The organism is uncultured Gimesia sp. (assembly GCF_937910335.1).
In the GTDB taxonomy this organism is placed as follows: Bacteria; Planctomycetota; Planctomycetia; order Planctomycetales; family Planctomycetaceae; genus Gimesia.
In genome coordinates this window covers 1-19,792 of sequence record NZ_CALEMX010000487.1, presented here as the reverse complement: position 1 = coordinate 19,792, position 19,792 = coordinate 1, and the positions used below count along the sequence as shown (strand labels likewise).

Here is a 19,792-nt window from a genome sequence, read left to right as displayed (position 1 = left end):
ATGATTCTCAGGGTTTACTTTGATGACTTTGGGGTGTTGAAGTCACCAGCTTTTCGATCACTTTCATGAGGACCGATTCAACTTCCGGAGCCACTCGACTGGCGCGAGGGCTTGATTCATATCCTCCTTGTGAATAAGCAATCTCCGTGCAAATATAACCGGGACCATAATCACCATAGGCAGCCATGAAGACGGTTTTGTCCGGCGCCAATTTCTGAGCTTGTAATTGATATTCGATGAATAATTCCCCCGGAAGATGCAAGATTGCTGCTGATTTCAAATGCAGACAGGTTATCGGTATTTGATGCCCTGCACTCGCGCGGCGGTACCAGACCAGTTGAAAGGCAGCCGAAGACCGCTCTCTCACATTTTTTTTGTGATCGTTGACGATCGCCAATAAGGTTTCAGGGTTCAGATGAGTAGAGACGGGTAAGGCTGTCAGTTCGGTTTTCCAGTTCAAGTCTGCGGAAGTGACTTCTTCCACTTTCTGGTTTTCAAATGCTTTTTTCATTGCCGATTCAATACGACTTGCAAGAATGGGTCGCATTTTTTTCGAGCCATTGTTGTATTTGCCAGCCGCAATATTTCCGGCTGCTCCATTGAAGTAGACATTGAGAGTGCCCGGCAATGCTTTATTTCTGGCTTCACGCGCCATGCCTGTAAATTCATAGTTCACATCACCTTGACCGTAATAGCTTTGTGGATGAGTGGCATAGTAACTAAGTACGGCAATAGGATGGTCCTGATTCCAGAAGCAGAGGGATCGCAGGAAGGGATCAATTGTACCTTCAGGAGCCTTTATCGCTTCAGGAGATTTAGATTTACTCCATCGCATCAATCGAACTTTGCCATTTTCGCCCAGCAGGCGTCGATTCGAGGCGACTTTTTCTACCTTCGCTTTCCCGATACCAAGATGAGTGATGGTTTGGGGAGCGTCCCACTTCGATTTGATCGCGCTTGCCACTTTCTGGATGCATTGTCTGTTGTATTCATTGTCGTAGCGTTTTCCACCAAGTCCTTGCTGTTCCATGATTTTCTCAGTCGCGAAGTCAAAGCGTGGCGCGTCATGCTGGTGCAGTGAATGAACGGCAACGCGATCCGCCGTTGTCTTCGCTGCCTCAGCCAATTTCGTTCGCCAGATGTCATATCCTTCATTTCCAATTCCAATGGCATCTACTGCGCACAATACAACCGGGCGCTCATCGGATATCAGCACAACTCCGCGTGCGTAAAGTGGAGTTACAATTTTTCTTGCAGGAGCATAAGCCACCGGAATTCCCAACTCGGGGGTGATATCTTCATTGAACGTAATGATCTTCAGGTCACCTGCGATCAGACTTTGGTTCAGTCCTGTCAATAAATAGAAACTTGACAGCGCTATCAATTTTAAAAACAAAGCTCGAAGAAGGTTATTTCGAAACATGTCGGCACGATTCCTGAATGGTGTTCTTCAATGAGAATGTAATGCGATTCCACTGGATTCAATTCAGCAAAACAAAACTTTAATGGCTTTTGTTTATGAAGCAAGCAGGAAACGCGGGAGCCATAATCCTGTGTGAAATATTGATTTGTGCACGCTTCTTGCTCCGGAAGATGTTTATCACTGCTTCCTGTATCGGTAAACCGATGTTTTTTTGAGATTTGCCAGACTGAGAAAAGCTTCCCTTATCACCTGATTCGTTTGAGAACAGCCCTTCAAACGTCTTGTTTTAGAGAGCGAGATTGACTGGAGCTTCTTGAATTGCGTAACAGATTTGTAGAAAAGTTTCGTTTTTTTCGCAATTTCACTAGTCTCACTTACGTCCAATCTTTCAGACAACGAGTGAAAAAAACTATACTGGACTCTGTAAACTCTTAATTTAACGCTTTTTACGCGATTGCCCTGTTTGCTGTCTATTCTCACATTATGGCAGGGTAATGAATAATGTACAAAAGGTGGATAATATGCGATATCTGAGATTCACACCTCGTTTCTTCCTTTTTTCGTTCATTGCCTCCCTGACTCTTGGGATTACCCAATTTTCGATGGCACAGGCACCGGTAGATGCAGGTAAGCCTGGAGTGAATGATCCGGAAAAAACTGCGAAAGAAGAGAATGACTGGGATCGCCTGATTTATGTCCCCTTTAAAAATATTAAGGAAGTATTCAACAAGTCCGATGCGACGATTTTCATGCCGTATCTGGAATATTTAAATCTCTGGTCTCAAGCGGCTGGAATCAATACCGATGGGGGTTTCCACTTTCCGGTCAAAGCCGTCGTTACAAATTCATCGTATACCGGAACGATTGAAGAAAATGTCGTCCGTATCAACTGTAACCTGACGGTTCAGGTGATGGGTGACCCCTGGGTGGAAGTTCCGCTAAGATTTGGAAAGGCCGCCATTGGAAAAGTAACTTCCGGGAAGTCCAAAGTCTTTTTGCGGGGAACAGGTAATGGTAGTTATGCACTACTGCTTTCCGAAAAAGGGGAACATCAGGTACAGATTGAGCTGTTAACGCGTGTGAAAAATTCACCTGAAGGCCGCAGTTTTCAGTTTGAATGTCCGACAGTGGGGATCACGACATTGGAATTGTCGATTCCGGAAGCGGACCAGACAGTAAAAATTACACCACAGTTAGTCAGGCTTCCCATCGAATCAACGAAAACCTCAACAATGGTCAAGTCGACTTTGGGGGCTACAAATCAAATCTCCGTTCTCTGGTACCCCCGTGAAAGCACTAAACCGGAAATGGATTTACTGGCTAGTGTCGAAAACTCCACTCTGGTTTCCATACGAGATGGTTTGATCCATACACAGGCGTCATTGAAATACGACGTTCTCAGAGGCGATATGCAGAGTGCGCGGATCGCGGTTCCTCTCAATGATCGTATTCTGGATCTCTCTTCCTCCAATACAAAAATTAAAAGTTGGAAAGTAGAGAAAGCAGAGAACAGGCAAGTCATCTCGGTGGAGTTCCTCAATAAGTTACAAAATGGTGCGATGATTCAAGTGCATACAGAAAAGGAAATCCCGGAAGAAGCATTTGAAATCTTAGGTTTCTCTGACGCAACCACGAATGGAATTCATGCACTGGATGTCATCAGGGAAAGTGGTCAGATTGCCATTGTTCCCGGAGAAACGATGACGTTTTCCGTTACCAGTTCCGAGGGAGTAACGCGCAGTGAAGCGACCGGGATGCCTGCAAGTATTCAAAGACCAAACGCAATCTATTACCGGTTCTTTAACCCTTCAGCAAAGTTGCAAATCAGCGTACAACCCCTGAAACCTCGTATATTTGTGAATCAACTGACGGAGTGCTTTTTTGGTGAAGATGAAATAAAACTGGGTGCCTTACTGGATTATGATATTCAACGGGCAGGCATATTTTCATTTCAACTGAAGGTCCCCGCTCAACTCGAAATCGACTCAGTCAATGTCGCGGGATTGAAAGAATATAACTTTGATAAAAAGTCTCGGCTGTTAACAATCTCATTACTGCAAAAGTATCAGGGGAAACTCAAACTACAGATTCGTGGTCATCAGGATTTCAATCAGGGAGAACAGGATTCAAAAATTAATGTTCCATTATTGGAACCCACGAACATCGAACGGGAAACGGGTCAGATTGCCGTTTTTGCGCCGGAATCAATGGAACTGATTATTAACAATCCCGACGTGATTGGTGCGCAGCCTGCTACCAATACAACGCGGTCACAGGCCGCCAACATGTCGTTGGCTTCACTTTGGGATTACAATCGTCGTCCGGTCATGATTCCGGTTCAGATTCGAATTAAGCCAACACGACTCGTAGCAGACGTGGCAACCAGTGTCGATGTCAAAGAACAAATTGCAGAAGTGACAACGAGAGTCAATTACCAGGTACAATACGCGGGCATAGATACTTTTCGATTTGCTGTACCCGAAGCAATCGCCGACTTGATTCAGATTCGATTATTGTCTGCAGCACCAGCTCCCTCGATCAAGCAGAAGAGCCGTTCCGAAAAGGCCGTCGATGGTGGTTGGGTTATCTGGACTGTTACTACGCAGCGGAATGTACAAGGGCCTTATTCGATTGAAGTTCGCTATGACATCACCCCGGGCATGTTAGCTTCTGTGCCAAAGCCCGTGAAAAAAGAAGTTGCCAAAGATGCGGAAGGTGATAAGGCAGAAGCGAAGGCTGACAACGAAAAGAAAGTGGCAAAGGAAAATGAAACAGAAGAACTTTCGCTGAAGAAAATCATTCTGCAGCCATTGAAAGTACTCGGTCTGGAAAAAACGGAAGATCAACAGCGATCTCGGTCTGTTCCGTTATCCAGGGTTTATGGAGAGATATCCGTCAGAAAATCGAAAACTCTTTCTGTTTCAACATCTCAATTGGACGAGCTGCTGGATCCGATCGATATTCGTGAGTTGAAGTATTTACCTCAGGAAGGTTTCCTGGCTTATCGCTACTATAATCAGCCAGTGACTCTGGAACTCGCATCTACACGACACAAAATTCAGGAAGTTGTGGAAACAATCATTTTGAAATCACTGGTAGAAGTGGTCGTGAGCAAGGAAGGGCATTCAACCTATCGTTGTCGATATTTAATGAAGTCTAGTGAACGTCAACAGCTAAAAGTGGCTTTGCCGGAAGGCATGGAGCCTCTCAGTGTTACTGTAGCCGGTCAACCAGTTCCTCTGGAAAAAGATGAGCAAGGCCAAAAGGAAGTGGGTTGGTCCACTTACTTTATAAATGTGGCGCGCGATCAAGCTTCAGATCAATCATTTTTGATTAGCCTGATTTTCAAGAAACCCGTGCCCCGGATCACTGATTCATGGGGTGGCAACTTGAAACTGCCACTACCTCGATTTGGTGGGACGACTGGCGAGAATGTGGTTGTTCAACAATTAAAGTCAGCAATCTGGGTTCCAGAGCAGTACGCTCTGGTGAGTGTCTCTGACGAGTTTGAACTCGCGGATCCACCTTCTCTTGCTGGCATCATTCCCAAACGGGGAGGGAAGAAGGTTTCAGGGAATGCCTTTGATTCATGGATTGGTGCCACAGCCGGTTCCTTGATCGACTTTCCCACTGAAGGCCGTGCATTTACTTTTACTCGTTTAGGCGACAGTAGTGAAATCGCTGTCTCATGGTGGAAACTCTCCAATGTTTCCTGGGTGCTGAGTTTTGCTTTGGTCGCGATTGCTTTTGTGATGCGAAAAAAATCATGGGTTAATAAAGTAGCTACCCTGATTTTCGTAGTATTTATTCTCGCGCTGGTCTCATTAAACAACGCTGACATAATCCTGTATGGTGTTTATGCAGCCCGCTTTGGAATATATACACTGCTGGTTTTATGGATTTTGTATGCGTTTTCCGGACAATCCTCTATATCAGGTAAGCCGCATGTTTTGTCTGATTCACAGAAACCAGCAATCAATGTCAGTGGTCATTCAACGGCTGTGATTCCGCCTCCGGGTGTATTTGATGATTTCCTGCAAGATCAATCAGATAACGAGTAGAGACAATTTGTGATGCCTGTTTTACCCAAGACAGGCATCGTTAATGTATGAATAAATAAGACAAATAGTGAGCGACAAACTTCAATGAGGTTCGCCATGATTCTGAATACGAAAAACTCTTGCCAGATCACAACCGATTCGCATCGGCTATTTCTTCATCATAAAGGCTTTTTGAGTTTTTTGATGTGTTTGGTAAGTTGCATTGCATGTCTGAGTTCATTTGATCTACAGCTTGTCTCTGCGCAGAAGACTGTTGCCAAAAAAAGTGCATCGAATCCCGAACCGAAAAAATGGCCTAAGACCGCCGTTTATATTCCAGTGGATCAGTTGGACGCCTTAATAAACCGCGATCGCAGTGGTGTGTTACTACCGCGGTCAAAATATGAAGCTTTAAAAAAACAAGCCAGGTTGAATTCCGGCGGTGTTGAGATACCACAGTCCAATGTCATTCTCCATGCTGCGACGTATCGGGCAGAAAGTTCGGATCGTCAGCTATTAATTGAAGCAACGATTTCGTTTCGACAATTTAAACAGAAGCTGACAATAATTAATCTGCCTTTAAATGGGTTAGCGGTTGAAGCGGTAACGTTGGATCAAAAACCAGCGATGATTGCACGCTCGACAGGGAAAACAACGATGTTGCAGTTGTTTAGTCAGCATCCGGGCGAACATCAACTTGTGTTAAAAATGTCAGCACCACTGAATACGGTAGGCAGCGATCAGGTTGCCCAGTTTCAACTCCTGCCTCGTATTCCCAGTCACTTCAAGATAGAAATTCCTTCAAACCAGCACCTTATCGTAAATGATTTAAAGGTAAGTTCGTCTGCTCCAGCTGATAAAAAAAGAGTCTACGACTTCCCTATTGGCGGCGAAGGTCAGGTGAGTTTAAAAATGACAGAGCAGGCTCGTCAACAATCAAATGATTCGCTGGTGTTTGCCCGGAGTGCGATCGGTGTTTCGGTGAGTCCCGGAAAAGTTGCCTGGCAGGCACAGTCGGCTCTCAATATCTACGGTCAGACTCTCGATCAAATTGTACTCAGTGTTCCTCAATCTCTGGAAATTGTCAGCGTGGAATCAACGGGCCTGGAATCCTGGATCTTAAACGACAGTATGAAAGATCGACGTCGAACTGAGATTACTCTGAATTATCGCCAACCCATTGAGGGTGAGCGAAAAATTCTCTGTCGCGGTGTGATGACAACTGAAACGGATCAAGCCTGGAAAGTCCCCGATCTCTACATTGATAAAGTAAACTCCCATGTGGGATCTGTATTAATTCGCTATCCGTTAGGCGTTCGTTTGCAGGTGGAGCAGGCCGATGGTGTCAGACGACAGGTTCTAGAAAAGAAACCAAAACGGAAAGGCACGCCCGTTCGCACTGCAGTGAATCCCGGTCTGGATTATGATTTCTGGCAGCCAAAATTCAGAATCACTCTGATTACGCAGGAAAAACGGTCTGAAGTGCAAATGGCTGCTTCCACTGTTGTTGAGATCAATGAGCAGGGTATGGATTTACGATTGGTCACAACGGTAGAAAGTCTGTTCGCGCCTCTATTCGAATTTCAAATGAAGATTCCAGCCGAATGGACGATACTGGGAGCAACTCTGCAAAACCAAAACATTGATTGGAAAGAATCGTCTCGAGAAGCCGGCAGTAAATTCATTCGACTCACCTTTCCCAAAGCGCTATCCGCAAATACGGAAGCCAAAGTAATGGTACTAGCCCATCGTGACCTGGAAAACTGGCCTCCGGAAGCGGACAGTCAGTTGCTGAAACTTCCTGAAATTGAATTGCCTCAGGCAAAAATTCTGGAAGGTTCGATTGTCATAAATGCCAATAGCGATTGGGATCTGATTCCCAGTGGGTTGACGAATCTGGAACCGATACAGGAACAGCTTCCCAGGATGCGCTTCGGATATCAGTATCAAGACGATAACTATGCGGGCAGTATGTCAGTCTCTAGAAAGCCACTTCAATTAGCCGCACACCATTTACAATATGTCAGATTGGATCAGACGACTCTGTTTTCTCATTTCGAAGCGACACTGAATGTGGAGCGTGGCAGTTATCGAACGTTAATGGTGGCACTTCCTGAAAGCGCGGGATCAGATCTACAATTTCGACTGATAAAAACATCAGGTAAAATTATCGAGCAAGTCGCCGACGAACCAATGAATGGAGTCCGCGTCTGGACGTTAAAAATGGATCGACGTTTAAGTGGGAAACAGATTCTGGCAGTGACGGTAGAACAGCTGCGGAAAGTGGGGGAGATCGTTAAAATTCCTCAACTGCAGATTATGTCTGCAGATCGTCAATATGGTGAAGTCGCGTTTGAAGCCGAGGGTGATCAGCGTTTGAAAATTCAAGCGACTGGTCTGCGCGGTCAGTCGCTGACATCCATTGACGCGGCCGAATTACAACAGCCTGTTTCTTACCAGCCACGAGAACGAATCGTAGCCGCTTACCGGTTTGTTGGAGTCGGGCACGAGATTCAGGCTGAGGAAACCCGTTTTGATCAGACAGCCGTGCCGACCGCAATTGCTCATCAACTGATCCTGAAAAGTGTATTAGGAAATGCAGGTGAAGTCCAAAACGAGGCACTCCTGGTTTTTTCTGCAGTGGGCATTCAATCTCTACGGGTCATTTTACCAGATCAATCTCAATTATTATCTGCCCTTGTGAATGAGAAACCTGTTGAAGTTCGTGATACCGGCCAGGCATTCATTGTTCCCGTTTCTGCGGACAGTCGAGCGGACGGCGCTCACACTTTGAAACTGTTGTATGATGCAAACCGGGCGCCGGTACATAAAACACGGCAATTTACACAAAGCCCGCCACAGGTTGCTGTCGTCGGTGGCACAGGTTTGATCCAACCCTTAAAGATTCTAAATCAATCATGGTCCATTCTGTATCCGAATGAAATATTCATTTCGGAGAGCACCGGAGATTTCGTACCAGATCAACCATTGACTCGTTTCGGTATGATTGAAACGATTCGTCAACAGGTTTCCCTGCTTTCAACGAGAGAAATTCTGGGTAGAGCCTTTGTTATCTTCTTTGTGTCTGTTGTGCTTTTGATTTGTACGTATGCGTTTCGCAGAGGAGGATTCACTGGCGCGGCTTCCTTGATCGGCGGTTTTTGTATCTTGGCTGTGCTGGTGGCATTAATGTTACCTGCAGTCCAACAATCACGTGAAGCTGCCAGCTTCCCCTCGTATGCGGAACTACCCTCTGCATATTATTTAAATGATGATGCGGACTTATCTGGTGGTGTCGACGATGTCTTCGAAGTTCAAGCGGAAATGGCCGCACCAGCGACGTCTCAACCATCAGCAGCTAGAGCGCCTGTCACAAAACCGGGTTTTACAGTTCCCCTGTCGCAAGCATTGTCATTGCCTGAAGAATCTCCTGCGAGTGAGAGTCTTTTTGGTGTGGAAAAAGAAAGGTTGATAGAAAGATCTAAGGGTGGATTTGGTGGTGACCAGACATTATCTCGTGGAGCACAAGGAGGGATGGGAGGAAGCAGGTTGAATGTTCCCGCGATACAAGCCGGAGAGTCTGCCAAAAAGGAAGCGACCGGAAAACTGGCTGAAGTACGTCCTGCAAAAGCGTTAGGCGGACGATTGTCAGTCGTGGCTCCTTTGCCGGAGCCAGATGGTTTTCGCATGCTGTCTTTTCAATATTATGGAGAACCTCAAAAAAAACCGTTGGCGCTGGCTTTCTCACTGCAGGAGAGACAGACGAGTCAGAGAATCTTCGTGGCAGTCATCGCGGCTGTGTTCTGGTTGTTCTGGCTCATGCGGGGAATGTCCTGTTTACGAAAACTGACTTTGGTTCTCATCGGTCTGCTGTTGCCATTCGCTTGCAGTGCACTGATTCCTGTCAAGTATCAGATAATTCTGGATGGCGTCTTTTGGGGTTCTATGCTGGCGGTTTGTTTCTGGATAGGAGAATGGATTGTCCGCAAGCTTAGTTCAGAGATTAAAGAATTATTTCCTTCGTCGAATCATAAAAAAGCAACGGTTGTGTCATTGATCTTGCTGGGTAGTTTACTGTTTGAATCAGCGTCTGTTTTTGCTCAAAAGAAGCCAACGTTTGAGCCACGGTTGCCTCAGAATCTAGTGGTACCCTATGAAGCAGGTACTGACCCTTTAAGTTCGCAGCGGGTTTTTCTGTCACGAAAAGAATTTACGAAACTCTGGAACGCAGCAAACCCTGATCAGCCAGTGAATCAGGCGACCGCGTCAGTCGGTGCCATCAGTCAGGCACTTTATGCTGCCAAACTACAGCCGGGGGCAGCAGCAGGTCAGGCAGTTGTGCATGTAACGGGACGTCTGGTGATTCACACGGTTGGCAATCAGCCTGTTACACTACCTTTACCATTAGGACAAGTCGCGATGAGCAGTGCACTGCTGGACGGGAAGACGGCAACGCTGCTGACCTATCCAAAGCAAAAAAACATCGCAAAAAAAGCAGTCGCAGCGCATTTTTATTCCATTGTCATACCCAAACCAGGTTTGCATCTGCTCGATCTGGAATTTGATCTTCCAGCACAACAAACGGGAATCGCAGGTAGTTTTCATATTGATCTGCAGGCGGTAGCCAGTGGCCGATTGACTTTGGAACTGCCTGATCCCAAATCGCAAATCAGTGTGACAGGCACCAGAGCCTCTTATCGCAAAAAGATGGTCGCAGGAAAAGCAGTTCTGGAACTTCCCATCGATCAGGGAGGCGATATTCAAATTGCCTGGCGGCCGGCAGAAGCCCGGGGCGCCATTCAGGGAGTCGTGCAATGTAAGTCAACTCTGGCAATGATCCTTCAAGACGCGGGTATGAAACTGCAGAGCGAACATAAATATCGCATCCGTCAAGGGGAAATGAATCAGGCTGATTTGAAAATTTCCGAAGCGTTACGCATTCAATCTGTCAGTGGACCAGACGTGGGGGGCTGGGAAATTGTAGGATCTGGTGAAGCACGCCGCATTAAGATATTTTTGCGACGTGATGTGAAAGATACAACTCAGGTCAATGTAGTCGCTTTTCAGCCTTTGTCGGTTGGCAAGCAATCACGCTCCGTCAACCTGCCTGAAATCGTGCCTGAAAATATCACAAATGAAACAGGCACCGTTGGGATCTATTTGGAGCCACAGTTTCAAGTTCGCCCGGAAGAGATCACAGGAGCGATTCAGATTGATTTGCGAAAATTTCAAAATCCGGGTACGTCTACACCCTTATTAAAAATAGCCGGGCAAACTCTGAGTCCACAATGGGCATATCGTTTTTCCAGGCGCCCTCTGTCACTTCAGTTTCTTGTGACGCGTCGACAGGCCGAAAAACAGGCGATTGCTGAACACGCTGTGTTGGTTTCTCAGCGGAAGATGAGCCTCTCCAGCAGGGTGCGTTATCAACTAAAGGGAATTCCAGAGTCCACATTTGTAGTGGAATTGCCCGAAACTTATCTGGTTTTGAACGTGAACGCAGCAGGCCTTGATGACTGGTATGTCATTGAACAGAACGCCGACGATATGCGGGTGCTGGTGTTTGAATTTAAGGAACTGAAAACAAATCAGGTGGAAGTTGTTTTTGATGGCGTGATTCCTCGCGAAGGGAATCAACGCGAAGCAGAAGTGATGATGCCTACGCCGTTGGGAGTTTCATCAGTTCGAAGTGATCTTGCCATCTGGTGTGATGAATCTCTGGTGGCTCGTGCGCCGGAATTAAAAGATTGGCGCGCAATTTCGGCTGATGATCTGTCTGCCGAGTTAAAAGGACAGCAATCCCGATTACCTCAGTTTGCATTTCGCTCGTCGGCCGAATTACCAGAGTGGGTAAAACTGGATATTTCTCCTGCACAGCCTGTAATTACAGCCAACTCGCTGGTAATGACAACCGTTGGAAATGTTTCTGTAAGTCATACCGTCGGAATTCGCTGGTCCATTCAGGGGGCTGCGACTGACAAATTCTCGTTTACGACACCTGCCTGGTTAGGCGAGCATCTTGATTTTCGTGGAGAATCGATTCGTCAGGTGGATAAACGAGTGATTGGTGGAACCATTGTGCAATGGACGGTTTCTCTGCAGGATTCCGTCGAAGGTTCTTACTTCATCACGGCTGAATCGACTCTGTCACCGCCAACTTCCGGTCAGATCGAAATTCCACAAGTGCGAGTCATGGATACCAGTGGAAAAGTTGATCCACAGACTACCGAATTAGAAATTCAACAACACTTTCTAATGCTTGTAAATCATTCATGGGCACGTCTTTCTTTGATGAATCCGGAAAGTATCGCAAGCATCGATCGTCAGGAAATGCCTTTGAAAATTAATGATTCGTTGGCAAATCAGGCGATGGAGTTGGCACGTATCATTCAGAATGGCAAACCGCCAACCTATCAGATTCAACAGTTTCAGGCCGATCAGGGAGCAGCCGCTGCCGTCAATTTGTCAGAATTGACGACGGTACTGGCAAATGACGGCAGCTGGAAAACACATGCAGACTATCGATTACGAAATCGTTCACGACAATTTCTGGCAGTTCGACTTCCAGAAAATACTCAGGTACTAAGCGCTTTCGTCAAAGATGTACCCACGGCTCCCGTCGTGTTAAAAGATGATGCAAAACTAAAGAATAAAAACGAGGTCATTTACCTGATTGCATTACCCAAAGGGAGTGCAGCCGATCTCTCGTTTTCAGTAAATTTAATATTGGCAGGTCGCCTGACATCTCCCTTGCCGAAAGGGGCTTTCCGGTGGTCAGCAGAAGCAATTGATTTACAGCCTCCCCAGATTGTCATTCCTGCTGAAGATGCCGATTATGGAATTCCAGTCGCTCAGACAAAGTGGACCGTTTATGTTCCCGATGAATATTCCGCGACAGCATTGCTCGATGATCCGCGGACGAATATGACTCCCGTTGAAAGTATTGACGATGAGGGTTTGAGCATCTCCAACCTGAACAACGATGTGAAAAACTTATACTCCGTTTACACTGGAAGTAAAAGTGATCGCGTTCGCGGCCGGGTAGTTAGAAATCTCAAACAGTTGGAACAGAAACTGGAACGGGCTGCGAACCCGACTAACAGCCGGGAAGGAAAACAGATTAAGCAGCAGATCAGCGAAATCCAATTGAAGGAGCAGCAACGGCAGGAACAACGAAAAAAAATACTTGGATTTTCTAAAGATAAAGATGGGCAGGCCGATTTTGATTCTGAAGAAACTTTTAATCAGTTAGTCATCGGAAATAATACGGACCTGTACAATGCAAATGGCCGACCTCGTCTTCAAACGAAACAGAATACACTTGCTCAAGCTCATGCAGGAACTCCCATTGGAAAACCAGGAGTTCCACATGAAATCACAGATTCCAAATCTCAACTGAAAGGCTTCTTCTATTCAGCAGGAAAAGGCAAATCAGATGCGAAAAAGCAAAAAGGGGGCAAATCCCAATCGGCTGACGGTCGCGCTCTCAGAAGGCAGCAAAGCTTACTGAATGCGAACGAGCAGATTCAATCTAATCTGAGCACACAACAACTAGGTCAAATGCCAAAAAATTCACCATTCGGCCTCAATGAAAAACTGAGCTTGGGAAAAAATCCAAATGCATCTGCTGGTGATGAGCAAACACGTAAGTGGAAATTACAATTTAAGAATCGAGAAGGCAGAAATCAGGCGATACAAAAAGAAAAAAATGTATGGTATCAGTTGAATGATATTGAAGAAGCACCAAACCTGCCGCTAGGCGGGCCTGCATCGCTTAAGTCACATACAATTCGCAATTCTGATAGTAGTAAACGACCTTATTCTGGTAATCACTTCATAGTCGATGTTGGAAAAGGAAGAGGTGACCAGCAAACGGCTTGGACACAGGCGGGGGGAATTTCGCTCAAGTTTGAGATTCCCTTGAAAGGTCACAAACTCGTGTTCTCGAAAATTAACGGCCAACCGAAGCTGGCCTTGAATGTACGATCCGAAAATACGTATAAGATGGGTTCCGCGGTGCTCTGGACTTTATTTTGGAGCGTTATCTTAATCGGGTTAGTCTGGTCTGTATCCCGCTGTCCTCAATCTGCATCAGCTCAAAAAGGGCTGGGAGCGATTATGATTTTCATCGGTCTGGCAGGCTGGTTATTACTGAGTGGAGGGATTGCGGCTTTCGCAATGGTTTGTTTTGTCAGCGGGGTAATCTGTTTTGCCTATCGATATGTGAAGCAAACTGCTTGAAATAGATTGACGATTTGTTGTATCTTGCAGATGTGTAACTTGAGTCAACTTCTTCTCTCACCCTCAGAGGCAAACATGGGAACGAATATTACCTGGCTGGGACATTCCACCTTTCAAATTGAAACCGCCGGTAAAATAATCATCTTGGATCCCTTTTTTACAGGGAATCCAAATGCATCGATTTCAGCGAACGAGGCGAAAACTGATGCAATTATCGTCAGTCATGGACATGGCGATCATGTCGGAGATACGGTCGAAATTGCGAAGCGGACCAATGCGCTGGTGATTGCGAATTATGAAATCATTGAGTGGATGGGAAAGCAGGGTGTGGAAAATGTGCATCCGCAGCATATAGGTGGCGCACACAAATACGATTTCGGAACAGTGAAACTCACAATTGCGCATCACGGTTCAATGCTTCCCGACGGAAGTAATGGAGGCAGTCCTTGTGGAATTCTGCTGAAATTAGAAGAGGGAACAATTTATTTTGCTGCAGATACTGGTCTGTTTTCCGATATGAGACTGATCGGTGAGGAAGGTGTGGATCTCGCAATCCTACCCATTGGAGATAATTTTACAATGGGCCCTGATGACTCAGTCAAAGCAACCAGCATGATCGCCCCGAAACGCGTAATGCCCATGCATTATAATACCTGGCCTCTGATTGAACAGGATGCAGCCGCGTGGGCTGATCAAATTCGAAACCAGACATCGGCTGAACCCATCGTATTGGAGCCGGGAGAGTCATTTCAACTCTGAGTTTCTCGGGTTTCTGATTCTTCGGGAGGGAGTTCCAGTCCCACTTGGATCTCATCACCTTCAATACGAATCGGGTACACGGGAACCTGTAGTTTTGACCTGGGATTATCGAGCCAGGTTCCTTCTTTGATACAGAATCGCCAGGCATGCCACGGACAGGTGACCGCCCCCTCATCATCAACATATCCGGTAGAAAGCGGTGCCCCCTGATGCGGGCAGAAGTCATTGATGGCTGTGTAAGCCCCCTCTTTAAGGAAGACGGCAACCATCTGTCCTTCTACATGGAATGCGCGGCCTTCCCCTTCTGGAATGTCTCCTACTTTGGCAATAGAAAAATATGTGAGCACTGAAATGCTTTCGTTATTTAATCCTGGAACTGCCAGGTTGAGCTGCTTGACGAATTTTTGACAATTTACGAATCAAATCACCCAATTGTTGACGAGTCACTTTTTCCGATTTCGAGAGTTTCGCCGCCTGTTTCAGAAAAGACTTCACTTTTTGAGGGTCTTCATTCAAGCGCCGGGCAATGGGGTCAATCACCCTGTGTTCTTCTCCCCGAAATCGTCTGAGATTTAATTCCGTGAACAACTGTTTGACATAAGCATAGAGTAAAGCACGACCATTTCCGTTTTTATAGTGTAAATTCCCGACATTGTCAGTGTGAGACACAATGTTATGCCGGGGAAGTATGTGGGACGAAAGGATCGGGCCGAACCGCGTACTGCGCCACCAGCCAAATACCAGCAGGGTAATCAGGAGCTGGATCGTCAATGGCCGAAAGGTAGGGTCAATTAACAATGCCACCACCTTTGAAGTGCCCGATGCATTTAACGATTCATCAATGACAATATAATCAGCTTCGCCCACCGATTCAATCAGTCGATATGCGGGAACACTTCCGCCATCAACCATCGATTGATTGGAAAAAATTTCAGATGAAGCGGCAACAACTATTTCCCCAAAGCCGTGTTTCATTCGCACCGCCTGTTTAGTCTCTCCTAACGAAATAAGTGTTTGTCCGGTTTTTGATTTCACCTGGGCGTTGGTCTCCCAGACGATAGAGGGGGCGTCAGGAAAGACTGTTGTGGCCTTGCCTTCTAACAGGCTATGTTCTTTTTTTAATGATATCGAGAGAGAGCTCTCTTCTTTCTTTTCTGAATTTGGCTCAGCAATTGGTATGTTTTCACGGTCCGTTTCATCGAGATAATTCACGCTGATTTTTAATGGTTCAATTTTAAATTCCGGGTGTTCGTGATTCGCAGAAACGATCAGATGCCCTCCCTCTTTTACCCATGCAAGCAGGGAAGACCACTCCAACGGACTCGGGTATCTGGCCGGCCCCAGGAGACATAGTGAATCGTCATAGTCCAAAGAAGAAATTGCGACTGTTAAGGGGACACGATTCCGTTCTGCGCCAAATGATTCGTAATCCATTAACAGATAGAACGCTTTTTTCCCACCAGCAGAAGAACTATAGGAATCGTCGAACGCTCCCGTGCCAAACTCTGGAAACCAGAGGTGGAGAGAGAGTAATGCGCAGAGGAACATCAGCCAGATCCAGCCGGCGTTCCTGCGTTCACGCTTTTTTCTGGAAGGCGGCTTCATAATGACTAAGTGTACTTTCAAAATGTTCTCTGGTGGCTTCCCGGCGGCCGAACCCCAATGGTTCATAGGTTCGAATCATCTGACGTAATGAATCGCAGGGCAAGCCGTGAGGTCGCGTTGCGCGGAGATAATCCCGATACGTTAATCCTTTGCGAAAGCGAATCCAGCCCGATCGTTCAATAAAACTCATTGATCCATATAACAACTGAATGATGGCATTGTGGTAGTCCCCGGTCAGGGCCAACTCTTTTGCTCTCTGCAGATATGTTGATGCCTCGCTTTCAGCAGGAGAAAGAATCTCTTCCAATGTCAATTCGCCTTGTAATTGATCTGGGGGTGATTTGTCTTTTATTTTGTCTGAAAACCTGAAGCCAGAGAGAGACCGATAGAGCAGATACACTATTAAACCGCAGGCGCAGACAATACCAACATAGGAAAATAACATGATGATAGATCCCGCAAAGGCGGCTATGAAGGAATCGTTGGTAGCGGTGTTTGTTTCTGGCTCTTCTTTGATGAGTTCTTCGAGGTCAAATGGTGAATCTGTGGCTATCTGTCGTTCTCGCGTCAGATGGCGAAATTCAGGACGATTGAGAATTTCTTTTGTATCCTGTTCAATCATTGCCCGATCAGGCGCATTGTTATCGAATGGCGCGTTCTTTGTAGACTGTGAAAAAGCGGTCGCTGTCATCAGGGACAGGCTGGCTGTCACAAACAGTATGAATTTTAATTTATGAATAAAACCCTGTTGGGAGTAACACGTCATTATGTTGCCTCTCCAGGATTCAGTTTTTGCGAAAGTTCCGCCATACGTAATTCCATGTCCCAGCAATCGAGACGAACCCGTAGATCGATGTAAGTAAAGAACCAGGCGATTCGACCAATGGGATAAACAAGTAAAATGAAACCCGTCAAAAATGTTAAAACTCTTGGGTCTGATGTCATCAGAAGTATGATATTAGTCAGGGACTGGTCTATCGATTCAGGATCGAAAACATAAGGAATTTGGCCCATTAATATTGGATATTCCAGCAACGTATAGGAAAGATAATCAAAGGTGATAAAGAGTACGAATGTTATTAGATAGCAGAAAAAGAATGTCATGGCACCTCGAAAAAATAGTGTCCCAAAATCATGTGAAATTAAATCTTTCGTACGATGATCGTGGGATGTTCCCTGTGATGAAGCGATGCCGGCATAACGGAGCGAAGACTGTTCCACTCGAAATCCGTTCCGTAATGCCAACCAGATTCCCGGAAACAGAAGATAAATGAAACCCAGCATAATAAAAATATTACCGGAGAAAAAAATTAATGCGGGTCCGAGAAATAAAACAGTTCTGTCAAACAGACAACGAATGATTAACGAAATCAATTTTGGATTCAATTGGCGCTTTAAACTTGGGAACCCCTTTGAATTTCCAAAAGTAAATAATGCTGTATTCCAGGTAAGCAAAACTCCCAGAGGTGATGTTGTAAAATAAGCGATTGTGATTGCGATTCTAAGATCTACCAGAAAATAGTAGCTGAGCAGATAGACCAGCGTACAAGCGGGAATGGCAAACATCGCCCAGAGCTTGAGAATGGAGACTAGAAAGCGACCATAGAACATAATCGCCAAATCCAGACAATTGGCTGAATTACGAGGAACAAAGGCAATATTGACATGCTCAAATCTCATCGTTGCTGTTTCCCACTATGGTCCGATTTATGAGATCTGGTTCGCTCCTTGTTTCTCACTGAAACTAACCGAGAATCAGATTGCAGTCCCGCTAATCCCAGATATAAAAAGACCAGTAACCAGAGTCCGCTTCCCACGACGTATTTTACGAGATTCGGAATGTCAGACGGGGACCAGAATGCTTCTATAAACGCAGCCACAACCAGCATTACGGCGGCACCTCCTGCAATCTGAACCGCTTCGAGTCCGCGAACCTGCAATGATTCGAACCGTTTTCTCTGACCGGGATGAATCAGGGCATTGCCCAGCATGAGACCGGCGCCTCCTGCAACGGCAATCGCCGTCAATTCAAAAGAGCCATGTGAAATGACAAAGCTTAAAAAACGATCTCCGTTGCCCTGGCTGACAATATATCCAGATACGGCACCCAGAAAGATACCATTGAATAACAGAGTGTAAACAGTACCAATTCCCAACAGAATTCCTAATGCAAAACACTTCAATGCGATTCCCACATTGTTGTTAATGTAAAAACCAGCCATCGTTGCTCGTTGATCACCAAAGCTACCGAAGCTGGTGTCCTCGGACGAATCTGTTTCTTCTTCTTGATCCTCGGTTTTTTTCTCTTCTGAGTTAAGTGGGCTCTCTGTTCCATACATCGTATCAAATCTAGACATGAGTTCTTCGGGTATGACCCTGTTTGCCAGACTGGGGTTGTTTTGAACAACATACCAGCTGATTCCCAGTGGCAGAAAAAATAAGAGACAGGCTGTGAGAAAATAGCCGAAGTTGGCACGAAACAGACGGGGGAAATCAATCGCCAGATAACGGTAGAGGCCAGCAAAATTAGTAGGAGGAGCACTATAAAACAGATTATGTCCACGGGCGACCAGATCATTTAAATACGATATCAAATCATGGCCCCACCCACGCGATCGTATCGTAGCTAAATCATGTGAAACCTCACGTAATTGTTGAGAAATATTCGAAATATCTTCTGCAGGAAGTTTGGAGAGCGAAGATCTTGAAGCATCCCTGAGAGTTTCTTCAAACTGTTTCCAGTGTGGTCGCCTTTGTTCAATAAATTTGTGTTTATTCAAGGTTCACCTCCGCAGTCTGATTTCGGGGATGATAAGCAGAGACAAACTCCTGTTCTTCCTCCTCCTGGGAAAAGCTGAATGTTTTGTAGACTGAAGCCAGAAATGCCATCGGGTATTGGGTTAACTTTTTGGGATCACCCGAGTAATTCAATCGCTCCGCTAGATTATTGGCTAAAACCGCAGCCAGGGCATGTCCGCGATCATAAGTGAGTACATGCCTGCGACCAATAAACTCGTCGATCAATGAGAGGATTTCATCGCGTGGTAAAAAACTACCGATTTCATTTTTATTCAAAGGTTGAATTTTATCGAGAATAACAGGCTTTCTCGGCAGCGATAGAGTTCGTTCCTGAATAACGACCGTTCCCGCCACTAGATCGCCGAGCCTTTGGAAGCGACGTGTAAGTAACATACTTGTAAAACCAACACCATAAAAAATAATCGCGTCTGCACTTCGCACGAGGTTTCTTAGTAGTGCTGGCCAGAAAGTAATGGGATATCCACCGTCACGAATCACACGTATTCCACAGATATGTTTACCAATGGATTGTCCTTTGAAAAACCCTTCTGAAATCGTGTAGTAGCCCCAGGTATTTAAGAACATCAAGACGAGCAGGATTCCCATTGCGGTTCCCGGCAAGACGATACCCAGTATCGGAACGACAATCCACATGCCTAGCGTTAGTGCCATACGAATAGCCAGATCAATCATATAAGCAAGATATCTCTTTGCCGGACCGGCAAGCTGGTACGTCAAAATAACATTTTCGGGCGTCTCAATCAGCATCTCCAGGCCAAGGACTTCGCGCCGGGTAGAGTTTTCCGGCGGAGAAATAACTGCTGGAGTTGTGTTTGTCTCACCGATGGTGGTTGATATCATGAAACACAGACTCTGGCATATAAAGGAAAGGTTCGAGGCATAAAGCACTTATGAATGCTGTCAT

The 19,792-nt window shown here is 45.8% G+C and carries 10 protein-coding genes; 3 read left to right on the top strand and 7 right to left on the bottom strand.

From position 1 onward, the window contains the following. Positions 1–7: 7 nt before the first annotated feature. Complete coding sequence (locus Q0668_RS19830; protein ID WP_298867832.1) at positions 8–1,423, bottom strand: hypothetical protein; 1,416 nt, start codon at positions 1,421–1,423, stop codon at positions 8–10. Between the two features lie 521 nt (positions 1,424–1,944). On the opposite strand from Q0668_RS19830, the gene Q0668_RS19825 reads away from it, so the two are divergent. From Q0668_RS19825 to Q0668_RS19815, 3 genes are all read left to right on the top strand, one after another. Next, positions 1,945–5,484 carry a hypothetical protein gene (locus Q0668_RS19825; RefSeq protein ID WP_298867830.1) on the top strand — a complete coding sequence of 1,180 codons (3,540 nt, stop codon included), beginning with the start codon at positions 1,945–1,947 and terminating at the stop codon, positions 5,482–5,484. A gap of 183 nt (positions 5,485–5,667) precedes the next feature. Beyond that, positions 5,668–13,704 carry a hypothetical protein gene (locus Q0668_RS19820; RefSeq protein WP_298867828.1) on the top strand — a complete coding sequence of 2,679 codons (8,037 nt, stop codon included), beginning with the start codon at positions 5,668–5,670 and terminating at the stop codon, positions 13,702–13,704. 75 nt (positions 13,705–13,779) lie between these two features. After that, complete coding sequence (locus Q0668_RS19815; protein WP_366918968.1) at positions 13,780–14,463, top strand: metal-dependent hydrolase; 684 nt, start codon at positions 13,780–13,782, stop codon at positions 14,461–14,463. Here the strand turns inward: Q0668_RS19815 and Q0668_RS19810 are convergent. Genes Q0668_RS19810 through Q0668_RS19785 form a run of 6 tightly spaced genes read right to left on the bottom strand, consistent with a single transcriptional unit; the run spans position 14,454 to position 19,728 of the window. Beyond that, the gene (locus tag Q0668_RS19810; protein ID WP_298867824.1) at positions 14,454–14,810 is read right to left on the bottom strand and encodes a Rieske (2Fe-2S) protein; all 357 of its coding nucleotides are present in this window, start codon (positions 14,808–14,810) and stop codon (positions 14,454–14,456) included. The genes Q0668_RS19815 and Q0668_RS19810 overlap by 10 nt on opposite strands. 13 nt (positions 14,811–14,823) lie before the next feature. Continuing rightward, a complete protein-coding gene (locus Q0668_RS19805) occupies positions 14,824–16,089 on the bottom strand; it encodes a DUF4350 domain-containing protein (RefSeq protein ID WP_298867822.1) in 1,266 nt (421 codons plus the stop codon). After that, positions 16,040–16,834 carry a hypothetical protein gene (locus Q0668_RS19800; protein ID WP_298867820.1) on the bottom strand — a complete coding sequence of 265 codons (795 nt, stop codon included), beginning with the start codon at positions 16,832–16,834 and terminating at the stop codon, positions 16,040–16,042. The genes Q0668_RS19805 and Q0668_RS19800 overlap by 50 nt, the downstream gene beginning before the upstream one ends. Continuing rightward, complete coding sequence (locus Q0668_RS19795) at positions 16,834–17,748, bottom strand: hypothetical protein (protein WP_298867818.1); 915 nt, start codon at positions 17,746–17,748, stop codon at positions 16,834–16,836. The genes Q0668_RS19800 and Q0668_RS19795 overlap by 1 nt, the downstream gene beginning before the upstream one ends. Beyond that, positions 17,745–18,848 carry a stage II sporulation protein M gene (locus Q0668_RS19790; protein WP_298867815.1) on the bottom strand — a complete coding sequence of 368 codons (1,104 nt, stop codon included), beginning with the start codon at positions 18,846–18,848 and terminating at the stop codon, positions 17,745–17,747. The genes Q0668_RS19795 and Q0668_RS19790 overlap by 4 nt, the downstream gene beginning before the upstream one ends. After that, the gene (locus Q0668_RS19785; protein WP_298867813.1) at positions 18,841–19,728 is read right to left on the bottom strand and encodes an RDD family protein; all 888 of its coding nucleotides are present in this window, start codon (positions 19,726–19,728) and stop codon (positions 18,841–18,843) included. Before Q0668_RS19785 ends, Q0668_RS19790 begins: the two co-directional genes overlap by 8 nt. Positions 19,729–19,792 lie beyond the last annotated feature (64 nt).

What these genes read in the sequence shown, in the direction of transcription:
- Q0668_RS19830 (WP_298867832.1), bottom strand. Translation starts at nt 1,423, where the DNA reads ATGTTTCGAAATAACCTTCTTCGAGCTTTGTTTTTAAAATTGATAGCG.
- Q0668_RS19825 (WP_298867830.1), top strand. Translation starts at nt 1,945, where the DNA reads ATGCGATATCTGAGATTCACACCTCGTTTCTTCCTTTTTTCGTTCATT.
- Q0668_RS19820 (WP_298867828.1), top strand. Translation starts at nt 5,668, where the DNA reads ATGTGTTTGGTAAGTTGCATTGCATGTCTGAGTTCATTTGATCTACAG.
- Q0668_RS19815 (WP_366918968.1), top strand. Translation starts at nt 13,780, where the DNA reads ATGGGAACGAATATTACCTGGCTGGGACATTCCACCTTTCAAATTGAA.
- Q0668_RS19800 (WP_298867820.1), bottom strand. Translation starts at nt 16,834, where the DNA reads ATGACGTGTTACTCCCAACAGGGTTTTATTCATAAATTAAAATTCATA.
- Q0668_RS19795 (WP_298867818.1), bottom strand. Translation starts at nt 17,748, where the DNA reads ATGAGATTTGAGCATGTCAATATTGCCTTTGTTCCTCGTAATTCAGCC.
- Q0668_RS19785 (WP_298867813.1), bottom strand. Translation starts at nt 19,728, where the DNA reads ATGATATCAACCACCATCGGTGAGACAAACACAACTCCAGCAGTTATT.